At 60.5% G+C, this 17,295-nt stretch carries 17 protein-coding genes and 1 tRNA gene; 11 read left to right on the forward strand and 7 right to left on the reverse strand.

The genetic code is table 11. From position 1 onward, the window contains the following. The first annotated feature begins 106 nt into the window (after positions 1-106). The 3 genes from P6U25_RS05630 to P6U25_RS05640 all read left to right on the forward strand — a co-directional run bounded on the left by P6U25_RS05630 (position 107) and on the right by P6U25_RS05640 (position 2,516). Positions 107-1,030: a DUF2493 domain-containing protein gene (locus tag P6U25_RS05630; protein WP_407150477.1), complete on the forward strand. Its 924-nt coding sequence runs from the start codon at positions 107-109 to the stop codon at positions 1,028-1,030. A 139-nt stretch (positions 1,031-1,169) separates the two neighbouring features. Then, positions 1,170-1,619: a hypothetical protein gene (locus P6U25_RS05635; protein WP_407150478.1), complete on the forward strand. Its 450-nt coding sequence runs from the start codon at positions 1,170-1,172 to the stop codon at positions 1,617-1,619. Between the two features lie 576 nt (positions 1,620-2,195). Beyond that, positions 2,196-2,516: a DUF736 domain-containing protein gene (locus P6U25_RS05640; protein WP_407150479.1), complete on the forward strand. Its 321-nt coding sequence runs from the start codon at positions 2,196-2,198 to the stop codon at positions 2,514-2,516. 103 nt (positions 2,517-2,619) lie between these two features. On the opposite strand, the gene P6U25_RS05645 is transcribed toward P6U25_RS05640, so the two are convergent. Further along, a complete protein-coding gene (locus P6U25_RS05645; protein ID WP_407150480.1) occupies positions 2,620-2,868 on the reverse strand; it encodes a helix-turn-helix domain-containing protein in 249 nt (82 codons plus the stop codon). A gap of 146 nt (positions 2,869-3,014) precedes the next feature. Between P6U25_RS05645 and P6U25_RS05650 the strand changes: the two genes are divergently transcribed. The 4 genes from P6U25_RS05650 to P6U25_RS05665 all read left to right on the forward strand — a co-directional run bounded on the left by P6U25_RS05650 (position 3,015) and on the right by P6U25_RS05665 (position 4,568). After that, complete coding sequence (locus P6U25_RS05650) at positions 3,015-3,287, forward strand: DUF2285 domain-containing protein (protein ID WP_407150481.1); 273 nt, start codon at positions 3,015-3,017, stop codon at positions 3,285-3,287. Positions 3,288-3,452: 165 nt separating this feature from the next. Then, a complete protein-coding gene (locus tag P6U25_RS05655; protein WP_407150483.1) occupies positions 3,453-3,647 on the forward strand; it encodes a transcriptional regulator domain-containing protein in 195 nt (64 codons plus the stop codon). A 67-nt stretch (positions 3,648-3,714) separates the two neighbouring features. Further along, positions 3,715-4,083 carry a DNA -binding domain-containing protein gene (locus P6U25_RS05660; protein WP_407150484.1) on the forward strand — a complete coding sequence of 123 codons (369 nt, stop codon included), beginning with the start codon at positions 3,715-3,717 and terminating at the stop codon, positions 4,081-4,083. After that, positions 4,014-4,568, forward strand: a complete 555-nt coding sequence (locus P6U25_RS05665; RefSeq protein ID WP_407150486.1) for a LysR substrate-binding domain-containing protein — start codon at positions 4,014-4,016, stop codon at positions 4,566-4,568. The genes P6U25_RS05660 and P6U25_RS05665 overlap by 70 nt, the downstream gene beginning before the upstream one ends. Before the next feature lie 117 nt (positions 4,569-4,685). Here the strand turns inward: P6U25_RS05665 and P6U25_RS05670 are convergent, their stop codons facing one another. Continuing rightward, on the reverse strand, positions 4,686-5,657 hold the full coding sequence (locus P6U25_RS05670; protein WP_407150488.1) for a LysR family transcriptional regulator: 972 nt from the start codon (positions 5,655-5,657) through the stop codon (positions 4,686-4,688). A 117-nt stretch (positions 5,658-5,774) separates the two neighbouring features. Here P6U25_RS05670 and P6U25_RS05675 point away from each other — a divergent pair, with 117 nt between their 5' ends. Both P6U25_RS05675 and P6U25_RS05680 read left to right on the forward strand, forming a co-directional pair. Beyond that, complete coding sequence (locus tag P6U25_RS05675; RefSeq protein WP_407150489.1) at positions 5,775-6,752, forward strand: tripartite tricarboxylate transporter substrate-binding protein; 978 nt, start codon at positions 5,775-5,777, stop codon at positions 6,750-6,752. Positions 6,753-7,217: 465 nt separating this feature from the next. Further along, positions 7,218-8,012, forward strand: coding sequence for a class I SAM-dependent methyltransferase (locus P6U25_RS05680; protein ID WP_407150491.1), 795 nt, complete (start codon positions 7,218-7,220; stop codon positions 8,010-8,012). 248 nt (positions 8,013-8,260) lie between these two features. Here the strand turns inward: P6U25_RS05680 and P6U25_RS05685 are convergent. The 5 genes from P6U25_RS05685 to P6U25_RS05705 form a co-directional block, all read right to left on the reverse strand. Further along, positions 8,261-8,334: transfer RNA gene (locus P6U25_RS05685), tRNA-Arg, on the reverse strand. Positions 8,335-9,123: 789 nt separating this feature from the next. Further along, on the reverse strand, positions 9,124-11,205 hold the full coding sequence (locus P6U25_RS05690; RefSeq protein ID WP_407150492.1) for a DUF4387 family protein: 2,082 nt from the start codon (positions 11,203-11,205) through the stop codon (positions 9,124-9,126). 203 nt (positions 11,206-11,408) lie between these two features. After that, positions 11,409-13,052 carry an alpha-keto acid decarboxylase family protein gene (locus P6U25_RS05695; protein ID WP_407150493.1) on the reverse strand — a complete coding sequence of 548 codons (1,644 nt, stop codon included), beginning with the start codon at positions 13,050-13,052 and terminating at the stop codon, positions 11,409-11,411. Then, entirely contained in the window at positions 13,049-13,918 is an 870-nt protein-coding gene (locus tag P6U25_RS05700) for a hypothetical protein (protein WP_407150494.1), read from the reverse strand. The genes P6U25_RS05695 and P6U25_RS05700 overlap by 4 nt, the downstream gene beginning before the upstream one ends. A gap of 319 nt (positions 13,919-14,237) precedes the next feature. Next, a complete protein-coding gene (locus P6U25_RS05705; protein ID WP_407150495.1) occupies positions 14,238-15,416 on the reverse strand; it encodes an alpha/beta hydrolase family protein in 1,179 nt (392 codons plus the stop codon). 174 nt (positions 15,417-15,590) lie between these two features. Between P6U25_RS05705 and P6U25_RS05710 the strand changes: the two genes are divergently transcribed. Next, entirely contained in the window at positions 15,591-16,214 is a 624-nt protein-coding gene (locus tag P6U25_RS05710; RefSeq protein WP_407150496.1) for a TetR/AcrR family transcriptional regulator, read from the forward strand. Between the two features lie 133 nt (positions 16,215-16,347). Beyond that, positions 16,348-17,274 (forward strand): LysR substrate-binding domain-containing protein, encoded by a 927-nt coding sequence (locus tag P6U25_RS05715; RefSeq protein WP_407150497.1) that lies wholly within the window; start codon positions 16,348-16,350, stop codon positions 17,272-17,274. The last annotated feature ends 21 nt before the right edge of the window (positions 17,275-17,295 follow it).

Consider the following 17,295-nt stretch of genomic DNA (forward strand, 5'->3'; position numbering starts at 1 on the left):
TTCGGCGGACAAGCCGCTCCGGGTTCTGGCCCGTTCCGCCTGCCGTCTGAGTGATCGCCACGAAGGCCGCGATGGTCGCGGCCGATCCGGCAAAAGGCTCCCTGCCATGACCGACCGTGACGACATCGAACCGCCGCACGACGCATCTGCGACCGAACACGTTCTTACCGAATTGCAGCTCTTTGGTTACCGCCCCTTCGACGACCAGCCCGATCCACGGCCGCTTCCCGACGGCAGGATCATTACCGGTGCCGTCGCTGACATCTTCGATGCCCTGGTCGCCACGTTGAGCGACACGCGGCTCGAGCCGGACCTCGACGATCTGCTCTGGTCGACTGTCAACCTGTTCCATCGTGCCGTTGACCGCATCGGTCGCCAACTCGACGACAACGAACAGGCGCAACAGAAGAGTCAGCGCGAGCAGGACGGCTCCGAAGTTCGATCAGTCGAACTCGAGCGCGTGACGGCGGAAGGCATCACACTGATTGAGCGCCGCAATTGCCTGGAGCTCTTCCGCGACCAGGCCGTCGAACGCTTCGAGACTTACACTGGTTCATTCTGGCGCCCCCGATCGGGATCGCTGGTGAACCACCGCACGCTGACCGCAGCGATGATCGACTCCCGCGACTTCATCGCGGCCAAGCGCCGCGCCGAGACCGAGGTCATGTTGCCGGCTGGTCCGAAGATCGCGTTTACCGGCGGGCTCGATTTCAACGACCACAATCTCATCTGGGACCGCCTCGACAAGGTTCACGCCAAGCATCCCGACATGGTCCTGCTGCACGGCGGCTCCCCGAAGGGAGCCGAACTGATCGCCTCCAAATGGGCGGCGATCCGCAAGGTGCCTCAGGTCGCTTTCAAGCCAGACTGGACGAAACATGCCAAGGCAGCGCCGTTCAAGCGCAACGATGCGATGCTCGAACTCCTGCCGATCGGCGTCATGCACTTCCCCGGCACGGGAATTCAGGACAACCTTGCCGATAAGGCGAAGCGCCTCGGCATCCCCGTCTGGAGGTTCGGCGGCGCGTGAGCGCCGTCTTCTCGACTAAGGCATCGAGGCGAAATTGCTCACGCCGCAACTCCGCCTCGTTTCGGTCTCATATCCAAAGTCGCGCCGTGGTGGTGGTGGAAGGCGCAACGAGTACATCTATGCACATGGAGCCACCACCATGCTCGCCCTTGGGCTTGTTCTCAACGTACTCGGCATCGGCTTGTTCTGCTGGGCGATTTTCGCGCTCGCAGTGTATGCCCTGCCGTTTTTCGTCGCACTGAGTATCGGGATGACGGCGTTTCAGAGCGGCGCCGGCCTCATCGGCGCGCTGCTTATCGCAACGGCCGGTGGCGCGTTGACGCTTGTGCTTGGTCAGGTCGCCTTGGCTGTTAGTCGGTCCTCGGCCTTGCGCATCGCGATCGCGACAGCATTCGCTGTTCCCGCCGCCGTCGCCGGCTATCATGTGGTGTTCGCCCTGTCCCAGATCGGAGTGCCTTCACTGGCTTGGCGTGAGGTCTTCGCTTGCCTGGGCACGGTTTGCATTGGCGTCACATCATGGACGCGCCTGATTATTTTGGTGGAGACTCGTTCGATCGGGCCGGGCGAGGTGGTGGAGAACCCGTCCTAACCGGTTCTTACGGCCGCGTGGCCCGAAGGATCTGCGTTTCCAGCCTTCATCGTCGGACAGGTGCGCCTAGATCGGCGCGTTGAACGGGGGTGATCGGAACCTGAGCGCGGGCGAGGCAGTCCTCCTCGGAACTCCCATCAAGCTTGCCGGCATTCGGTCCGGCCCACGAAGCCGCGGCAGAGCGATGTTACCGCGATCGGTTCTTGGGGGGACGATGCCGCCTTTTGCAAGAGATTGCTTCTCTTTCCGCGCCGAATCGTTCCGACCCCTTGTTCGTCAAAACCGAGCTAGCCACGCTTCTCCAGAGATTGTGGTTCAGCACGCGGACGCACGTGGCCTCGTTGATGGCTTGATCTGGCCGAAGACCGGCTTCGCCTCGATCGTCTGAGCCGCAACGCCGTTGATGCGACTTTCTTCCCCTGGGCTTCGCCCATTCCTCGCGAGACAAGAAAGTCGCCACAACGACGTCCTGCGCTGCGCTCCGGCCCAAGCGGGTGCGTCGCCGATCGTCCTCGGCCCTAGATCGCCATCGAGGCCGCGGTGGTCGCGGGCTCGAAACACAACAGGAGAAGTGACATGGCTAACATCGGTTCTTTCAAGAAGGTCGGCAACGAATTCCAGGGCGAGATCGTTACCCTGAGCCTGAAGGCCAAGGGCGTTCGCATCGTCGCCGAGACCAACCGATCCAACGACAACGCTCCCAGCCACCGCATCTATGTGGGTCGCGCGGAGATCGGCGCGGCCTGGTCGAAGCGCTCCGAAGAGGGCCGCGACTACCTCTCGCTCAAGCTCGATGACCCCTCGTTCAACGCGCCGATCTACGCGAACCTGTTCGACGACGAAGGCGGTGAAGGCTACACCGTGCTCTGGTCGCGGCCGCGCAAGACCGGCGAGTAGGCCCACTCCATCAAGCCCCGTCCGGTCCGCCGGGCGGGGCTTCTCATCCTTCCAGGCATCAATTAGCGCGAACCGGCCGCCGGATCGAGCGGCTCGACATCAATCACTCGGCCTGCCCCCGAGTCTTCTTCTTGGAGTTTGTGGGCGGGCGAGTGAGCAGGTCGGCGGCTTCGACGCCCAGGCTGCGCGCGAGCCGATCGACAACGTCGATACCCGCCGCATAAACGCTTCGCTCGAGTGCGCTGATATAAGTGCGGTCAATTTCAGCACGATGAGCCAATTCCTCCTGTGACAAACCACGGGCCTGCCGGAGCCTCCGCAAATTGATTGCAAGTATCTCGCGTATATCCATACGCGAGAGGGCATGTCCTTGAAGAGTATTTCACCACGGAGTATTCTCTACAAAACGCGATCCGGACGGCTTCCGCGACAATTTTGGCGCTTCTGCTCCTTCCTGCCCGCGTGTTAGAAATTGTCTAAACTAAGGCGTGGAGTCTTATGAGGAAGCCGCCGCTCGACCCAGACGTCGCCGACGCTGCCCCTGCAGATCAAATTCTCACTGCCTACGATGAGCAGCATGTCGTGACCTACATGCGCCTTCTGCAGGCCGAAAGCCAAGGGGCTGACTGGACGGAAGTCGCTCGAGTGGTGCTGCATATCGATCCGGTGCGGGAGCCGGACCGTGCGCGAAGCGCATATCAGAGTCATCTCGCGCGCGCCAAATGGGTGACCGAGCAGGGACGCCTCTTGCGCGGCACCGGCTCAAAATAGAAGAAAACCGCCGGCCGACGACTTGCAGGCAGAACTATTTTCTTTTGCTGGCCGGTGGTCATTCCGGTGCACCACGTGGTGCCAAACTAGGGGCTTCCTACAACCGCCTCGTTCATAACTATTGCGCCGCAATCCTTGTTAGCTACGTGCAATGGGGCGGAAGCAATGCCTGAGTTCGACTGGCGATCGCCGGATTCGTTTAAGAGCCTAGAGAACGATGAGATCACTCACATCGCCTGGGAAGGCCTTCGTATGAACGTGGACTACCAACGCGACTACGAAGCAATCATTGCGAACAGCCCGAATGGCGAAGTAACCGAGGAATTCAGGAGGAGGTGGGGCATCTGCTTTCGCCCATGACCCGCAAAAGTCCTCCAAAGAACAGGCGATCTTTTGGACGCCTGAGGTTCTAGCGTCCGTTGTTCCTGTGACAACCGCGCCGGCTGTTGATCGCAAGTCAGCGAATCAACCGCTGCTCGACTTTGCTGCCGGACAGGTGTGCCGCGCCGCCGACGGTTGGCACGCGGTGCTGCACATCGGTTCGGCGGAGCATCGCATCTGGTCGAAACAACCGCTGACCGCAGCCGCTCACTACGCAGCCGAGTTGCCACTCGACCGCGATTTCGAAGCGCGTGCGCATGCCGCCACGCGGCTGTGGCGCGCGATGAACGGGCGCGCGCCAGGATCTCCCTTTCATCGCTTGTCTAAACAGCGGCGCGAACGACTATGCGCGGCTCTTCGCGCAGTCGCTGCGTACTTCGCCGGCGAGAGCTTCGAGAACGCAACGTTGACCTAGTCATCGGACGGATTTCCGAGCCGTTCCCTCACGATGATCTCACTACAGAGCCTCTCTACGAAGAGCGGTATTATGTCGTTGTGGGTGCTCAGAACCCCTGGGCGCGCTCCCGTAAAGTCTCTTTGGGAGATTTGGCGAATGAACAGTGGATTCACATGCCGCCGAACAACATCATTAGCGATTTGATCTCTGCCGCATTCGCGAAGCAAAGCGTTCCGGTCCCGCAGGAAAGAGTAGCGTCACTGTCGATGCACTTACGAACACAGTTGGTTGCCAATGCCGGCTTTATCACGATCATGCCCAATTCAATGTTTCAGTTTAATGCCAAGCGATGGGGGCTAAAGGCGCTCCCGATTGATCTTGGGATCAAAGGACGAAACGTCTCAATCGTTACACTCAAACACCGTACTCTGAGCTCGGTGGTTCAGGTGTTCATTGAGCATGCGCGTTTGGCGTCTAGGCAACTACGTCAAGAAACCAACTAGGCACTTCTGCTTCTGGCCCTTCGCGACATATTGCGCTGCCGCACGACCTCTGTCGCTAACGGGTATAGCGGACATAGATAGGCCGCCGTCAATCGCAGAGGGCGACGCTCGTGACCCTTAGCGGCCGCGACTCTTCGCCGGATCACGACGTTTGCTGTGATTACCCGATGCGGACGCGGGCCGACGCGTTACACGAGACAGTTCACGCATGTGCGCGGCAAGGGCTTCCCGGAAATCCAGGACGTATTGCGGATGTTCGCGCCGCTTGTCCCAAACGACCGCGAGCGGCTCGCTAAGTGGTTTGCCCTCGTCCGTAATGCGGGCGACACGCAGCCCATATCGATGCGTCTGCACAACCGAGGGAATAATCGCAACTCCAAGCCCCGCCTCGGCGAATGCGAGCAAGTTGTGCGGCACGCTGCTTTCGAAAAATACACTCGGCTTCAGCCGGGCAAGACGGGAGGCTCTGTCGAACGTTCTGCGGACAACAAAACCCGGATCAAGCAGAAGCAAGGGATGCAAGGCAACTCGGCGAAGATCAATCGTGCCATCGAACTTGAATGAGCATGGGTCGTACGCGGCAAGAAGCGTGACTGACGGTACGGGATAAATCCCGATGGAGCGATCATCGGCCTGAATGGATTGCAGCAGACTTACACCAAGATGAATTTCGCCGCGTTCAAGTAGGGAGAGTGTCTTCGGACCAATCGCCTCGATTAGCTTGACCTCCACCTTCGGATAATGTCGGGCGTATACATGCAGAAATGTTGAAAAGACGGTTTCTATCTGCACCGGCGAGGCGGCGACCCTCAAAATGCCCGCGTCACCATGCCGAAGCAACTGCGCCTGCTCTCGCAATGCGCTGGCGGAGCCCAGGAGGGCGCGGCAGCTGCCCAGAAGCTGCTCTCCTGCGCCGTTCAGGAAAAGTCGGCGGCCCACGCGGTCAAACAAGGTAAGCCCGAGTTCTTCTTCGAGAGCGCTAATCTGCCGCGAAAGTGCGGGCTGGGCGACGCGTAAGTGCTGCGCCGCCTTGGAAATCGTCCCCAGTTCCGCCACCGTGGCGAATGTTCGAAGATGCTTGAGATCCATAGCCGATGTTTATGCCGAATGAGCATAAGCGGCTAGCGAATTTATCTATTGGACGGACAGGGCGCGGGGGCGCATCTGTTGTGCCGGGGACATTCAGCGCATCACAGGGAGGACGTCATGCATAGGACGGGTCTCAAATTGCTGGCCGCGCTCGTATTCGCAGCCGCTGTCGGTCAGGTCGAAGCCAAGCCCTTCCCTTCGCGCCCGATCACAATGGTAGTTCCGTTTGCTCCGGGCGCGCCCGTAGACCTGGTTGGGCGCTTGGTGGCCGAACGCATGCGGACATCGCTTGGGCAACCCATCATTCTTGAGAATGTCAGCGGTGGAGGTGGCAGCCTTGGCGTTTCGCGAGCCGTCCGCGCCGCGCCGGATGGCTATACCATCAGTCTCGGAAACATCAGCTCGCACGTCCTAGACGAGGCCATTTTTACGCTTCCGTTCGACGTGTTGAATGATTTTGAGCCGGTCGCCTTGCTCGCCAGCAATCCCCAATTGATCCTTTCAACAAATGCCGTGCCAGCGAGTGACCTGAACGGGTTGGTTGATTGGCTAAAGGCGCATGCCGATAAAGCGTCAGCCGGAACTGGCGGGATTGGCGGAGTTGCCCATGTCGCCGGAATTTTTTTCCAAGAGAAGACGGGCACGCGTTTCCAATTCGTGCCCTACAGGGGCACGAATCTGGCGCAACAGGATTTGATCGGCGGACAAATCGATCTCCTCTTCGATCAAGCGGTGAGTGCCTTGGCAAATGTGCGCGCCGGCAAGATCAGGGCATATGCCGTCACATCAAAAGCACGTCTTGCATCTGCGCCCGATATTCCGACGGTCGATGAAGCTGGCCTGCCGGGCTTCCACATATCCGTCTGGAATGCAATTTGGGTTCCCAAGGGTACGCCGAAGGAGATCATTGCCAAGCTCAATGCTGCCGCCAAAGACGCGCTGGGTGATCCCGCCCTTCGCAGAAACCTGGACGATCTTGGGCTGGAGATCCCCCCGCTCGACCAGCAGACGCCGGAAGCGCTTGGAGCATTTCACAAGGCTGAGGTCGACAAATGGTGGCCAATTATCAAGGCGGCACACATTAAGGCGGAATAAACCGTTTCCAGGCCGACCGGTTCGACGAAGGTTCGCGACTACACTTTGCGCGTTAGCCATTTCCGGTTCTGGCCCATCACGTCGATCCCGCGACTGGTCGAAAGGGCCGCTATCGAAGGGTAACCGGACCACCAGCGAAATCGGGAAGACAGCCGCCCATGAGGCGTAGCGCAAGATCGTAGTCCGTCGCTGGTTATCCGGCCGGATCGTCTCGGCGGCCGCCGCGTCATAGCGCCACGGCGAAGCAGTAGTGCCCATCTTCATCGGCCGTGGCGCGCCATCCTACGCCAGAGCACGCTGGGACTACCTCCGGCGTCTCTCTTTCCGATCCTTCTCGCCAACGCGCCTTCGTCTTCGCCCCTCAAGGAGGTAAAGCCGGCCAGGGAATAGAATTCCGGCGTGTGTATTCTTGCCGTAGCCAATTCTGCGGCCCATGATCCGAACAACAAAATTTGGGAGGGGCTAATGGCAAGGGAGCTCGCTTATTACGACGAGGCCGCCGCCGAGTACGATCGCGCGTTTGCACACGTCTCAAGCTACTTTTTGCCGGCCCTCTTGCGCGCCGCAGGTGTTGCGTCTGGCATGAAGGTGCTCGACATCGCGACCGGTACGGGATTGGCAGCGGCAGAATCGTTGCGCGCAGTCGGATCAACCGGGCACGTCGTGGCTGCCGATATGTCGGAGGCCATGGTCGAACAAGCGAAGCAGCGCCTGAGCGCAGCGCCAAACGTCACCTTCGCGGTGGAGGACGGTCAATCTCTCTCTTTTGCGGATGGCAGTTTCGATGCCTTGATTTGCAGCCTCGGGCTTATGTTTTTCCCTGATCCCTCGCGCGGATTGTCAGAGTTTTTGCGTGTCCTTCGCCCAGGCGGGCGCGCAGCGGCCTCCGTTCTCACTGTGCCCGAACGGTCCTACAACGGCCGGATCAACGCCATCATGGCCAAGCACCTGCCCGCAATCAGCGAGGCGACGGAAAGGACGTTTTCATTGGGTGATGCGGTTCGTCTGCGGCAATTGCTCGAAACGGCCGGGTTCCGAAATGTCGAAATATCGAGGGAGGCGCATCGGTTCAGCTTACCCTCGTTCGATGCTTATTTTGGCCCTTTCGAGCGCGGCGGAGCGTCGACTGGACAGGCTTATCTGACGCTCCCTGAATCGGTCCGCGATAGCGTTCGCAAAGAAGTGCAACGCAGTCTCGGAGACACCGGCGGACCTGTAGAAATCGAAGTTGAATTTCAGTTTGGAAGCGGCCAGCGCTAGTGGCGCAGTCGGTCAGCCAGTCGCGCATCCGGCTCCGGATAGCGCCTGCATGCGGTCCGATTGAGAGACTGATCGAGACGGCCGTTATCAATGCATAGTGCATCACCCCGCCGGCCTGGAAGCCAGCCGTTCGTAAAGGCGCAGCGCAAGATCGTAATCCGTCGCAGGTTATCCGGCCGGATCGCGTCGGCGGCCGCTGCGTCATAGCGCCACGGCGAAAGAGTAGTGCCCATCTTCATCGGCCGCGGCGCACCCGACACGATTCGAACGTGTGGCCTTCGCCTTCGGAGGGCGACGCTCTATCCAGCTGAGCTACGGGTGCTTACTGCTTACGCAGTGCTTACGCAGATTTCGCGTGTGAGTGAACCCCAACGCGCAGCCCTCGCAAGCCTTTGCATTACAATACTCTTTCTTCCTCACTTTTCGCACCAGCCGGCTTGACACCTGCCTTCGGAGGGCGACGCTCTATCCAGCTGAGCTACGGGTGCCTACTGCTTACGCAGCGCTTACGCGGCTTCCGCGTACGAGTGGACCTCAACGCGCAGTCCTCGCAAGCCATTGCGGTACAATACTCTTTCTTCCTCACTTTTTGCACCAGCCGGCTTGACATCTGCCTTCGAAGGGCAACGCTAAGCGACGGACTCAAATAGCAATTTGAGATGGTTGCAGGTCCCCGATTTGAACCTACTCGCCGACCATTTTTTGGCGGCGACGGATCGCGCACGAACGGCGGCTTTTGGCGGACTATCGAGATCCGACGTTCCGAGTTAGGCTGCTCTCCGGTAAGAAAACAGAGCTTCCGAAATAGTGGGTTTCGCGATGTAGCGGACCACTGACTCGAATCCCCGACACATCAGCGCAAGCGGCGCGTAGCGCCCGGGTACTAACCGTCTGGGCGGTCCTTCCAGTCAACGGCGGCCGGAGACCCCGCCGCGCATTCATCGATGCCAGCGCGTCACCGAGCTCAGCTTCTTCTTTTGTGCGCCACGTTGTGATTCGTTACGATGCTCGCGGGCGCTAAACCAGGACTTCCGTGGGGCCGGACAGCTGATTTGACAGAGCATGTTGCGCCCGCGCACCGGCCGTGCGCCGATGCCTATTTGCGGAATGATCACAACGACGAGGCCTTGGCGAGCATCGTCCCGTAGATCGGAATGCTGAGGCTCTCGATGGCGGCTTGCTGCTGCGCCCCGAAAACGTCCCGCTCGTCCGCCGACGCCGAGATGTTCGGCCGGTCGATCGAGATCTTGATGGCGTTGCAGGTATCGACGAAGAAAGTGCCGACGACCCGCTCACGGGGCAATCCCAGAAGCTTGGCGATATTACAGCTCGAGAAGACGTTCGAGTGCAGTGCGGCTTCATAGTTCTCGGCCGACGTGAAGATGATGTCGAACGTCAGGCGGTTGATTCCGGCGTCCTTGCTGCGGATCACGACGGCCATGTCGAGCAGGCGGTTCGACTTGAGCAGTACACCGCATGGGGGCGCATCAGCGATCAGCGATAGCGTACGATCATCCAGATTGCCGGAATAGTTTGTTTCACCGATGTCCTCGTAGCGCGGACGAGCGCTACCTTCTGCCCTCCACGAGTCGCCGTCCGCTCGGAAATAGGTGATGTCGAACATCACGTTCTTGATAACGTCCTCATTCTGCAACAGATGATAGAGGGACCATTCGTACGCGTCGGGCGCATCCAAATGGAGCCGCGAAGTCGATTTCGGCTTGGCAAGCTTGGTGATGCGGTCGATCTCGACGGCGTGCCGCGTGGCCAGCCGCTGCGGATCGCGGTCGACGGTCCGCAGCAGGATCGCCGGGTTGGCTGCGTCCGCATCCGTGATGGTGAAGGTCGCATTTTCTAGCGCATCCGGGAATTCGTGCTGAATCAGGTTGATGACAGCCTCCTTGATCTTCGGATAGTGCTCGAAGAACACCGGATCGCGCGTTCCGCTCGGCACAATTGCACCGAACAGCCCATCGTCACGGCGGAAGCTCACGAGATTAGGAGACAGAGGATAGGCAATGTTGCCGGCCGTGGCCTTGCGGCCCGGATAGCCGTAGTGAATCAGATAGTGTGTCAGCAGGCTCGCCAGCAGAACCGCCGCTTCCTGTGTCTTGGCCGAGGTTTCGATGATGATTCCGAGCTCGCGCTGACTATCCTGGACCGGCTTTGCCTGCACGCCGTTCCGACCATAGATCAGTACGTCGGCTGGGATCTTCTCTAGGTCGGCCGGATCGATATAGATCACCGAGACCTTGCGGGCGCCAAGCCTCCGCGATCCTTCCAGCTTGATGCTCCACGGCCAGGGTTTGCCTGCACGAACGAACCTGCTGTTGCGGATGCCGGCGACACCAGAGTTGCGCGAGAAGAACTCCGTCTTCTCCATCGCAAGCACGCCTTCGGGATAGAACTGGAGTTGCGGATGGCTCTCCTCGTACAGCGAGTGCGCCGCAATCGAATACGCGGTGCAGCGTCGTGCCGGATTGGGCGCGACGAACAGCGCCGAGCCATCGTCATAGATCTCGGCGACGAGGCAGTCCGACGGTGAGCCGGGATCACAGGCAAGCGCGCCGCACTCCAGAATGTGGCCGACATGGTAGGCGAGGCCTGCATCGATGCCGCGACGGATCATGTCGGAGGCAAATAGTGCGACATCGCAGGAACGACCGGCCAGCACGTATTGTGCGCCGTCCTCCAGCGCGGTGATCAGAGGATGGATGCCCATCTGCCCGACGATGATGCTTTCGCGCAGCGCTTCCTCGCTGAGCTCGGGACCGGCGCCGGTTGCGCGCAGGGCTCCCTTGCGAAATTCCTGGATGACGAATTCCGGATCAAGTTCGGCACGGATGACGGCGACCTTCGCGTTAGTCACCTCAAGCTCACCGAAGACTTCCTTGGCGAGGCCGATCATCCAGTCGAGGTTGCGGTTGCCGCCCGCCATGCCGCTGGATCCCAGGATCACCGGGCAGCCGAGTTTCTTGCCGGCCTCGACCATGTGACGGAAATCCGCCTTCACGGCTTCGTGCTCAAAATACTCCGTCCCGGTGCCAAGATAGAAAGGCCCGGCATCCATCGAACCGCCATCGCAGATGATCGCATCGACGCGGCCGCGCAACGCGTTTTCCAGAGACTCCTTTGGATAGCCGTAACCAAGAGCGCCGCAGGCGGAAACGACCCGGTAGATGAGCTTTGCCATGATGTATAACTTTCCTGAAGGGGGGTGAAGCCTTCTCGGTTCACCACTGGTGCTGGCGGCCACTCTGGTCGAGGAACTCGGCGAAAACAAATACGGCTTCAGTATGCGGGTATCGGTGCCAGCTATGGCCGACGTCTGTTCAGCGATTGTCGTAAAAGGCGGCTGCCGCCGCGATCACCGCGGCGGCAAATTCCCGGTAGAGCCTATGATTTGTAGAGGGTTGCCACCGCATCGTGGAGCTTCAGCGCCAGCGGCGATGCAGCGTAGGCATCCGTCACGACCTCGATGTAGGCACCGGTTTTGGACCTGCCGGCGTCTTCCAGCGCCCGGTCGAATTCGTCACAGGTGGTGACGCGCGCCGTGAGCCAATCGTCGTTCCCGAAGGCCTTCGCCAGGTCAGCGTAGTGCCACGGGGCGATGTCGTTGTAGGCGATGCTCGGCTCCCTGCAGAGCAGCCGTTCGATCAAATAGCCGTTGTTGTTGAGCACGAAGATGATCGGCGCCAAGCCCAGGCGGCCAAACTGGCTGATCTCCTGCACGGTAAGCTGATGCGCTCCGTCTCCCGTCACCAAAACGACTCGGCTGTCCGGTGCGGCAACTGCGGCGCCGAATGCCGCCGGCGTCGCCCAGCCGATCGAGCCCCAGAGAGTCTGGTTGTGGAAGGTCGCGCCCTGCGGCAGCAACGCAAACCCCAGGCCCATCGAGACGGTACCCGTTTCAACGACGAGGATGTCATCCGGCTTCAGGAAGCGTTCCCACCGCGAATAGAGGGCGGGGGCGTCGATTGGGTCGTTGTCCTTGCCACTCACTTTGCCGAGGGATTTCGCCTTGATTCTGGCCCAGCCGCGTTTCGGCAGGTGATCCACGAGAGCAACGAGCAGATCGGCCATCTCAACATCGTTGAATCTCCTGCCGCCGATCTGAACATGGTGATGATTGATCGCGATGGTCTTTTCCGGCGAAAGCCGTGCGGTGAAGGCGCCGGTGTTGAAATCCGTCAGCGGCGCACCGACCAGCATGACGCAATCGCGCTCTTCGACGAAGGTACGCACCTCGTCGTTCATCAGCGCTCCGTTGTAGATGCCGACATAGGACGGATGCCGCTCGTCGAGCGCGGACTTGCCCATGAGCATGGTGCTGAACGGCAGTCCCGATGCATCGATCAGGCGCTGTAGCAGCTCGCGCTGACCGGTCCGGCTGACGAGAATGCCGGCGATCACGCAGGCCGTGCGCGCCTTGTCGATTGTCGCAGCGATGGCCTCGACGGCCGCGGCGAGATTGTCCGGGTTGCTGCGCGGAGGCGAGATCGGCGTCGCCTCGCCAAGCACCGGCTGATTGGCGAGATCAGCCGGAAACGCCATGTACACCGGCCGGCGGTGATAGAGCGCTTCCGCGATCAGTCGCTCAGTCTCGTAAACGGCATTCTGCGGCGTCATCACGGCATGTGCGCAAACGACCGGTTCTGTCATTCGGCGGAAGAGGTCGTATTCGCCGTTGCCCAGCGTATGGTGCATCGGCGCGCGGGCGGCCTGCGTCGCCATGTTCGGACTGCCCACGAGGTGAAACACAGGCAGGTGCTCGGCATACGCGCCGGCGATGCCGTTGATCGCGCTGAGCTCGCCGACGCCATAGGTCGTGCACAGCGCTGCCGCACCCTTGATGCGTGCATAGCCGTCCGCCGCATAGGCCGCGTTGAGCTCGTTGCAACAACCGACCCAGCGCATGTTCGGATCGTTGTAGATTGCATCGTTGATCGGGAAGGCGTAGTCGCCAGGCACCCCGAACACGTCGGTGACGCCAATGTCGTGAAGACGGGAGAGAACGTATTGGATGACAGTCTTGGTCATGACGAGCTCCGATTGACTTCGATGGGAAGGAGGCGATTGGAATTGGGCTGGAAGACCGGAGCGCTGCGTCCATGCAGCACGAACAGGCTCGTATTCCACGACGCCGAGAACGTCAGCCCGAATGCCAGGGCGGTCCATTTGCCGAGCGGCACCGCAAGCAGATAGACCGTCACAAAAGCCAGAGATATGCCTAGGAACCCTGCGAGGCTGTTGGCGATCACGGCTGCTGCTGCCGGCCCGCCGAGCCGTCGCTGCAGAATGATCATCAGCGAAAGATACAGGACGGGCGCAGCAGCCAGCACGCCCGTCCACATCGGACTAGCCACGAGGCCAAGGACCTCGATCGCACCGACCAGCAGTGCAACGGCCAGACCTCGCACGATCAGATCACTTGCGTGCTGCCCCGGCGAAGACGCCGAGGCCAACGCATGACGATATGGCCGGACGAGGACGATGCAGAGCGGGAAAACGCATGCGCCGAGCAGGAGCGCAGTGGGCAAGCTCGAGTCTCCCCAGAGCGATAGCGCGAGATAGAAGAGCCAGACGCACATTGCCCCGCCGACGCTGAAAGCTGTCGACAGGCGTTGTGCTAACAGCACGTAAGACGTTGCGAAGATGGCAGTCGGAATGTTCTGGGCAAAGGTCGACAGCGCGGTCTGAGAAATGAAAGCTGCGTCATGGTTCTGGGCCAGAAAGAAGAAAGCCGGGCCCGACGTGACGGGGAGCGTTGCGAGCAATGCGCCGACTACGGGGCCGGCCTTTTCGGCAAGAACGGTGACGGATACGGCGATCAGCGCCGAAAGCCCCATCTTGAGCAGCAGCGCGAGCACGAATCCTTCATGGATGTGAACAGCAGCGAATGACATGTGGTCGCCTCTGGAATGGTGTGCACTCGCCGCCGTGTGCGAGCGGCGGGACCATCTCTCAAGCGAGCCTCGGTAACAAATACGGTTTGGCTATATGGCTATTGGTGCGCCAGATGGCTGGACACCCCCGGCGTCGACGTCGGAGCCGGCAAATTTCATTGCAGTCGCTTTGAAGAGCTAGCTTGCCGTGATCTGGCAGACCGTATGGACGATCTTGCCACGAAGCGGATTCACGCGGTCACTTCAGCGGTCAAGCCGCCGATCGGATCTATCGCGACGCGTCGTATAGGCCCCGCAGCGAAAGAATGACAGGCTCAAATCAGAGGTGGAAGATATCGTCCATCCAGCCTGTGGCCTCCTGGGCCAAGCGAAGCCGATTGTTGACCTGCACGTGGCCGTCCGCCCCGGAAGCCGCGTCGAGCAGAACGAACGCCTTCCGGGTCGATTTGATGTCGCGGTGCCAGGCATGAGCCTGTGCCGCGAAGACGGGCGAGTCGCCCACGCCGAGGATCGACAGGAATGGTACGGTGACCAAGGCAGGGTCGGCGATCATGTTCGACGTGCGCGCCAGGAAGTCCTGCGGACTGCTCGCACCGGCTTTCCACAACGTGACTTGCGCGCTGCGCAGGGCTGATGCCGAAGGCGGCTGCGCTGACTTCGCCTTCTCTTTGACCGCCAGCGCGAACATCTCGGCCGGGTTCGGAAACGGCGTGCTGGCGATCACGGTGGCAAAGCGTTCATCATGGCCCGCCGCGCGCGCGGCGAAGTACCCGCCCAGACTGAGCCCGATCAAAGCAATGCGGCCGGGCTTCGCTCCGAAACGACTGACGAGCAGATCAACAATCGCAGCGATGGGCTTCTCCGCTTCAGCTTGCCAATAGAGTCCGTCCGCCTGCGTGATGCCTTGTCCTGGGAGATCGGCCAGCGCAACGGAGTAGCCGCGGTCGAGAAGGTTGCGGCCGATGGTCAAGAACAGATCTTCAAAGCAAGTGTCGGCACCGCCTATCACGAGCACCACGGGGGCGTTCGGATTCGCATTCTGGAAATAGGCGCCAGGCAGTTGCTTGCCGGCGAAAGGTACCTCGAAATGAGACGCGGGGAGCGCAAGCTCCTTCATGGCTGCGACAAAGGCAGTCTTGTGTTTGACCACGAGGGACTTGAACAGATCGCCGGGGCCTGCGAATTGCCAGGCTGAGCGGTAGCTGGCGAACGCCTTGAGCCGGGCCTCACCGGCGGCACGCTTTCGGCCCTGCACATTCCAGCTGTCCGCCTGGGCGTTCGTGGCGTCGCCGTAGTTTGAGAAGGCGCGCACCCAGCTGTCCGCATCGCCATCTGTAATCTCCGAAGCGATGTAGAAAGCCTGCCCGATATCAAGGCCGCCCGCGGGACCCCAGCCGAGCGCCGCAACGAAAAAGAGGTCCATATCCGGATCGGCAAAGCGATAGGTTTGGCCAAGACGCTGATCGGGCCGCTTGTCGGTCGCAGTGGATTGCGCCATTGACCCCTCCGTGGCCAAAGTTGCAGCAGCGAGGCTCGCTCCAGCGACGATTATCGTTCTCCGATCCATTGCTCAACTCTGTTCTGAGAAAGGTCTCTGAAACTGACGATCGTTGCGATAATATGAGTATTGCTCATATCCTCAACTCGCGTTTGGCGCCACGGGCGATTCCCAGTGAAACTGACATCAAAACAATCAGTTAAACGCAGGACGCCGCAGCAGGCTCGTGCCCAAAACAAGGTCGACCTCATATTGGAAGCTGCCACGCGGCTCATTCAGCGAGGCGGCATGGACGGCCTGACGACGAATGCAATTGCTGAAGCGGCCGGAGTCAGCATCGGCACGCTGTATCAGTATTTTGATAACAGGGACGCGGTCCTCGAAGCGTTGTCGGGGCGAGAGCTGGAAGGACTGTCAAATCGTGTGATGCAGGCGATGACGACTGCACGCGCCGGGGCGACAGGAGAACGCATTCGGATCATCGTGCATTCCATACTGACGAGCTATGGCGGGCGGCGTCGGGTCCACCGAGTTCTGCTTGAACATGCGTTGTCGCGCGGACCTGCCACCAGGCTGAACCCACTGTTCAAGAGCCTGACCGACATGCTGACGACAGCCGGCCCGGACGGCTCGGGTGGCGTGAGAAGACCTATGCGCCCGGCGGACGCATTCGTTCTTGTCTACGCCTTCGCCGGCGTGATGCGCGCGGTGGTGGCGACGGAAAATAAACAGGTGCCGCAGCACGAGCTGGAGCAATCGCTGACCAGGCTCATCGCCGGCTTTGTCGAGGGCAGCTAGAGGAGGCTTGCTCGCGGCTCGGCGCGGTCTCGCCGTTTCCGTGATGGACGGTCGCGACACCTGTGAGCTTGACAGCTTGGCGCCTTTGTTAGCACTTTGCAACCATCGGTTTACCGCTGCAGGAAGACGGAGGATGCAGTACCGCCATCTCTATTATTTCGTGAAGATTGTCGAAGCCGGCAGTTTCTCTCAGGCTGCCAGGACCATTCACGTGGCGCAGCCGGCCTTGAGCCAGCAGATCGGCGAACTGGAGGCCTCGCTGGGCGTTGCATTGCTGCATAGAAGTGCACGGGGCATCAAGCCGACGGCCGCTGGGCAGCGGTTCTACGACGAAGCGTCCTCGATTCTGCGGCGGTACGAGAATCTACCGGCCCTGGTGCACTCCAGGATCGGTGAAATCGAAGGGCCGGTCAGCCTCGGGATGCCGGCATCGCTTTCCACGACCCTGGTCGGGCCCTTCATCGAGTTGTGCCGGGCTACTCATCCCAAGATTGCCTTGAGATTCGTTGACGGCGATAGCGAGTTCCTGCGCGAGGAGGTCGAGAAGAGTCGCCTAGACCTGGCTCTCATTTTTGAAGATGAGTTCTTTCCCACGGTGCAGCGGCAGCCGCTGTTCCGGCAGAACCATTATCTCGTTCGCGGCAAGCAATCGGCTCCGGTCGCCGGCTCAACAATCTCGATCAAGGAACTTGCGGCGATCCCGCTGATCCTTCCGGGGCAATCGAATGCGCGGCGGATCGTTATCGACCGTGCTTTCGCCAGGGCCGGCATGTCGGTGCAGCTCGCCGCGGAGGCGGCCAACATCTCGAGCGAACTTTCCGCGGTGCGCTCCGGCGCTGCCAGCACGATCCTTAATCTGGGTGACATGTCAGGTTTCTCGCTCGCCGAATTTGCCGAGCCGGTGCTGATTACGCCGACGTTCCATCTTACCTGCTGCCTGATTTGGTCCAACCAGTTCACCCTGACGCTGGGTGCCGAAGGCGTGAAGAAACTCCTGATTGAATTTCTGAAGGAGCAGATCGAGCACGCCAGGAAGCCGGGAGCGGTGTGGTTAGACTAGATACCGATAGGCAGGCACCGG

The organism is Bradyrhizobium sp. ORS 86 (assembly GCF_045571475.1).
Classification (GTDB): domain Bacteria; phylum Pseudomonadota; class Alphaproteobacteria; order Rhizobiales; family Xanthobacteraceae; genus Bradyrhizobium.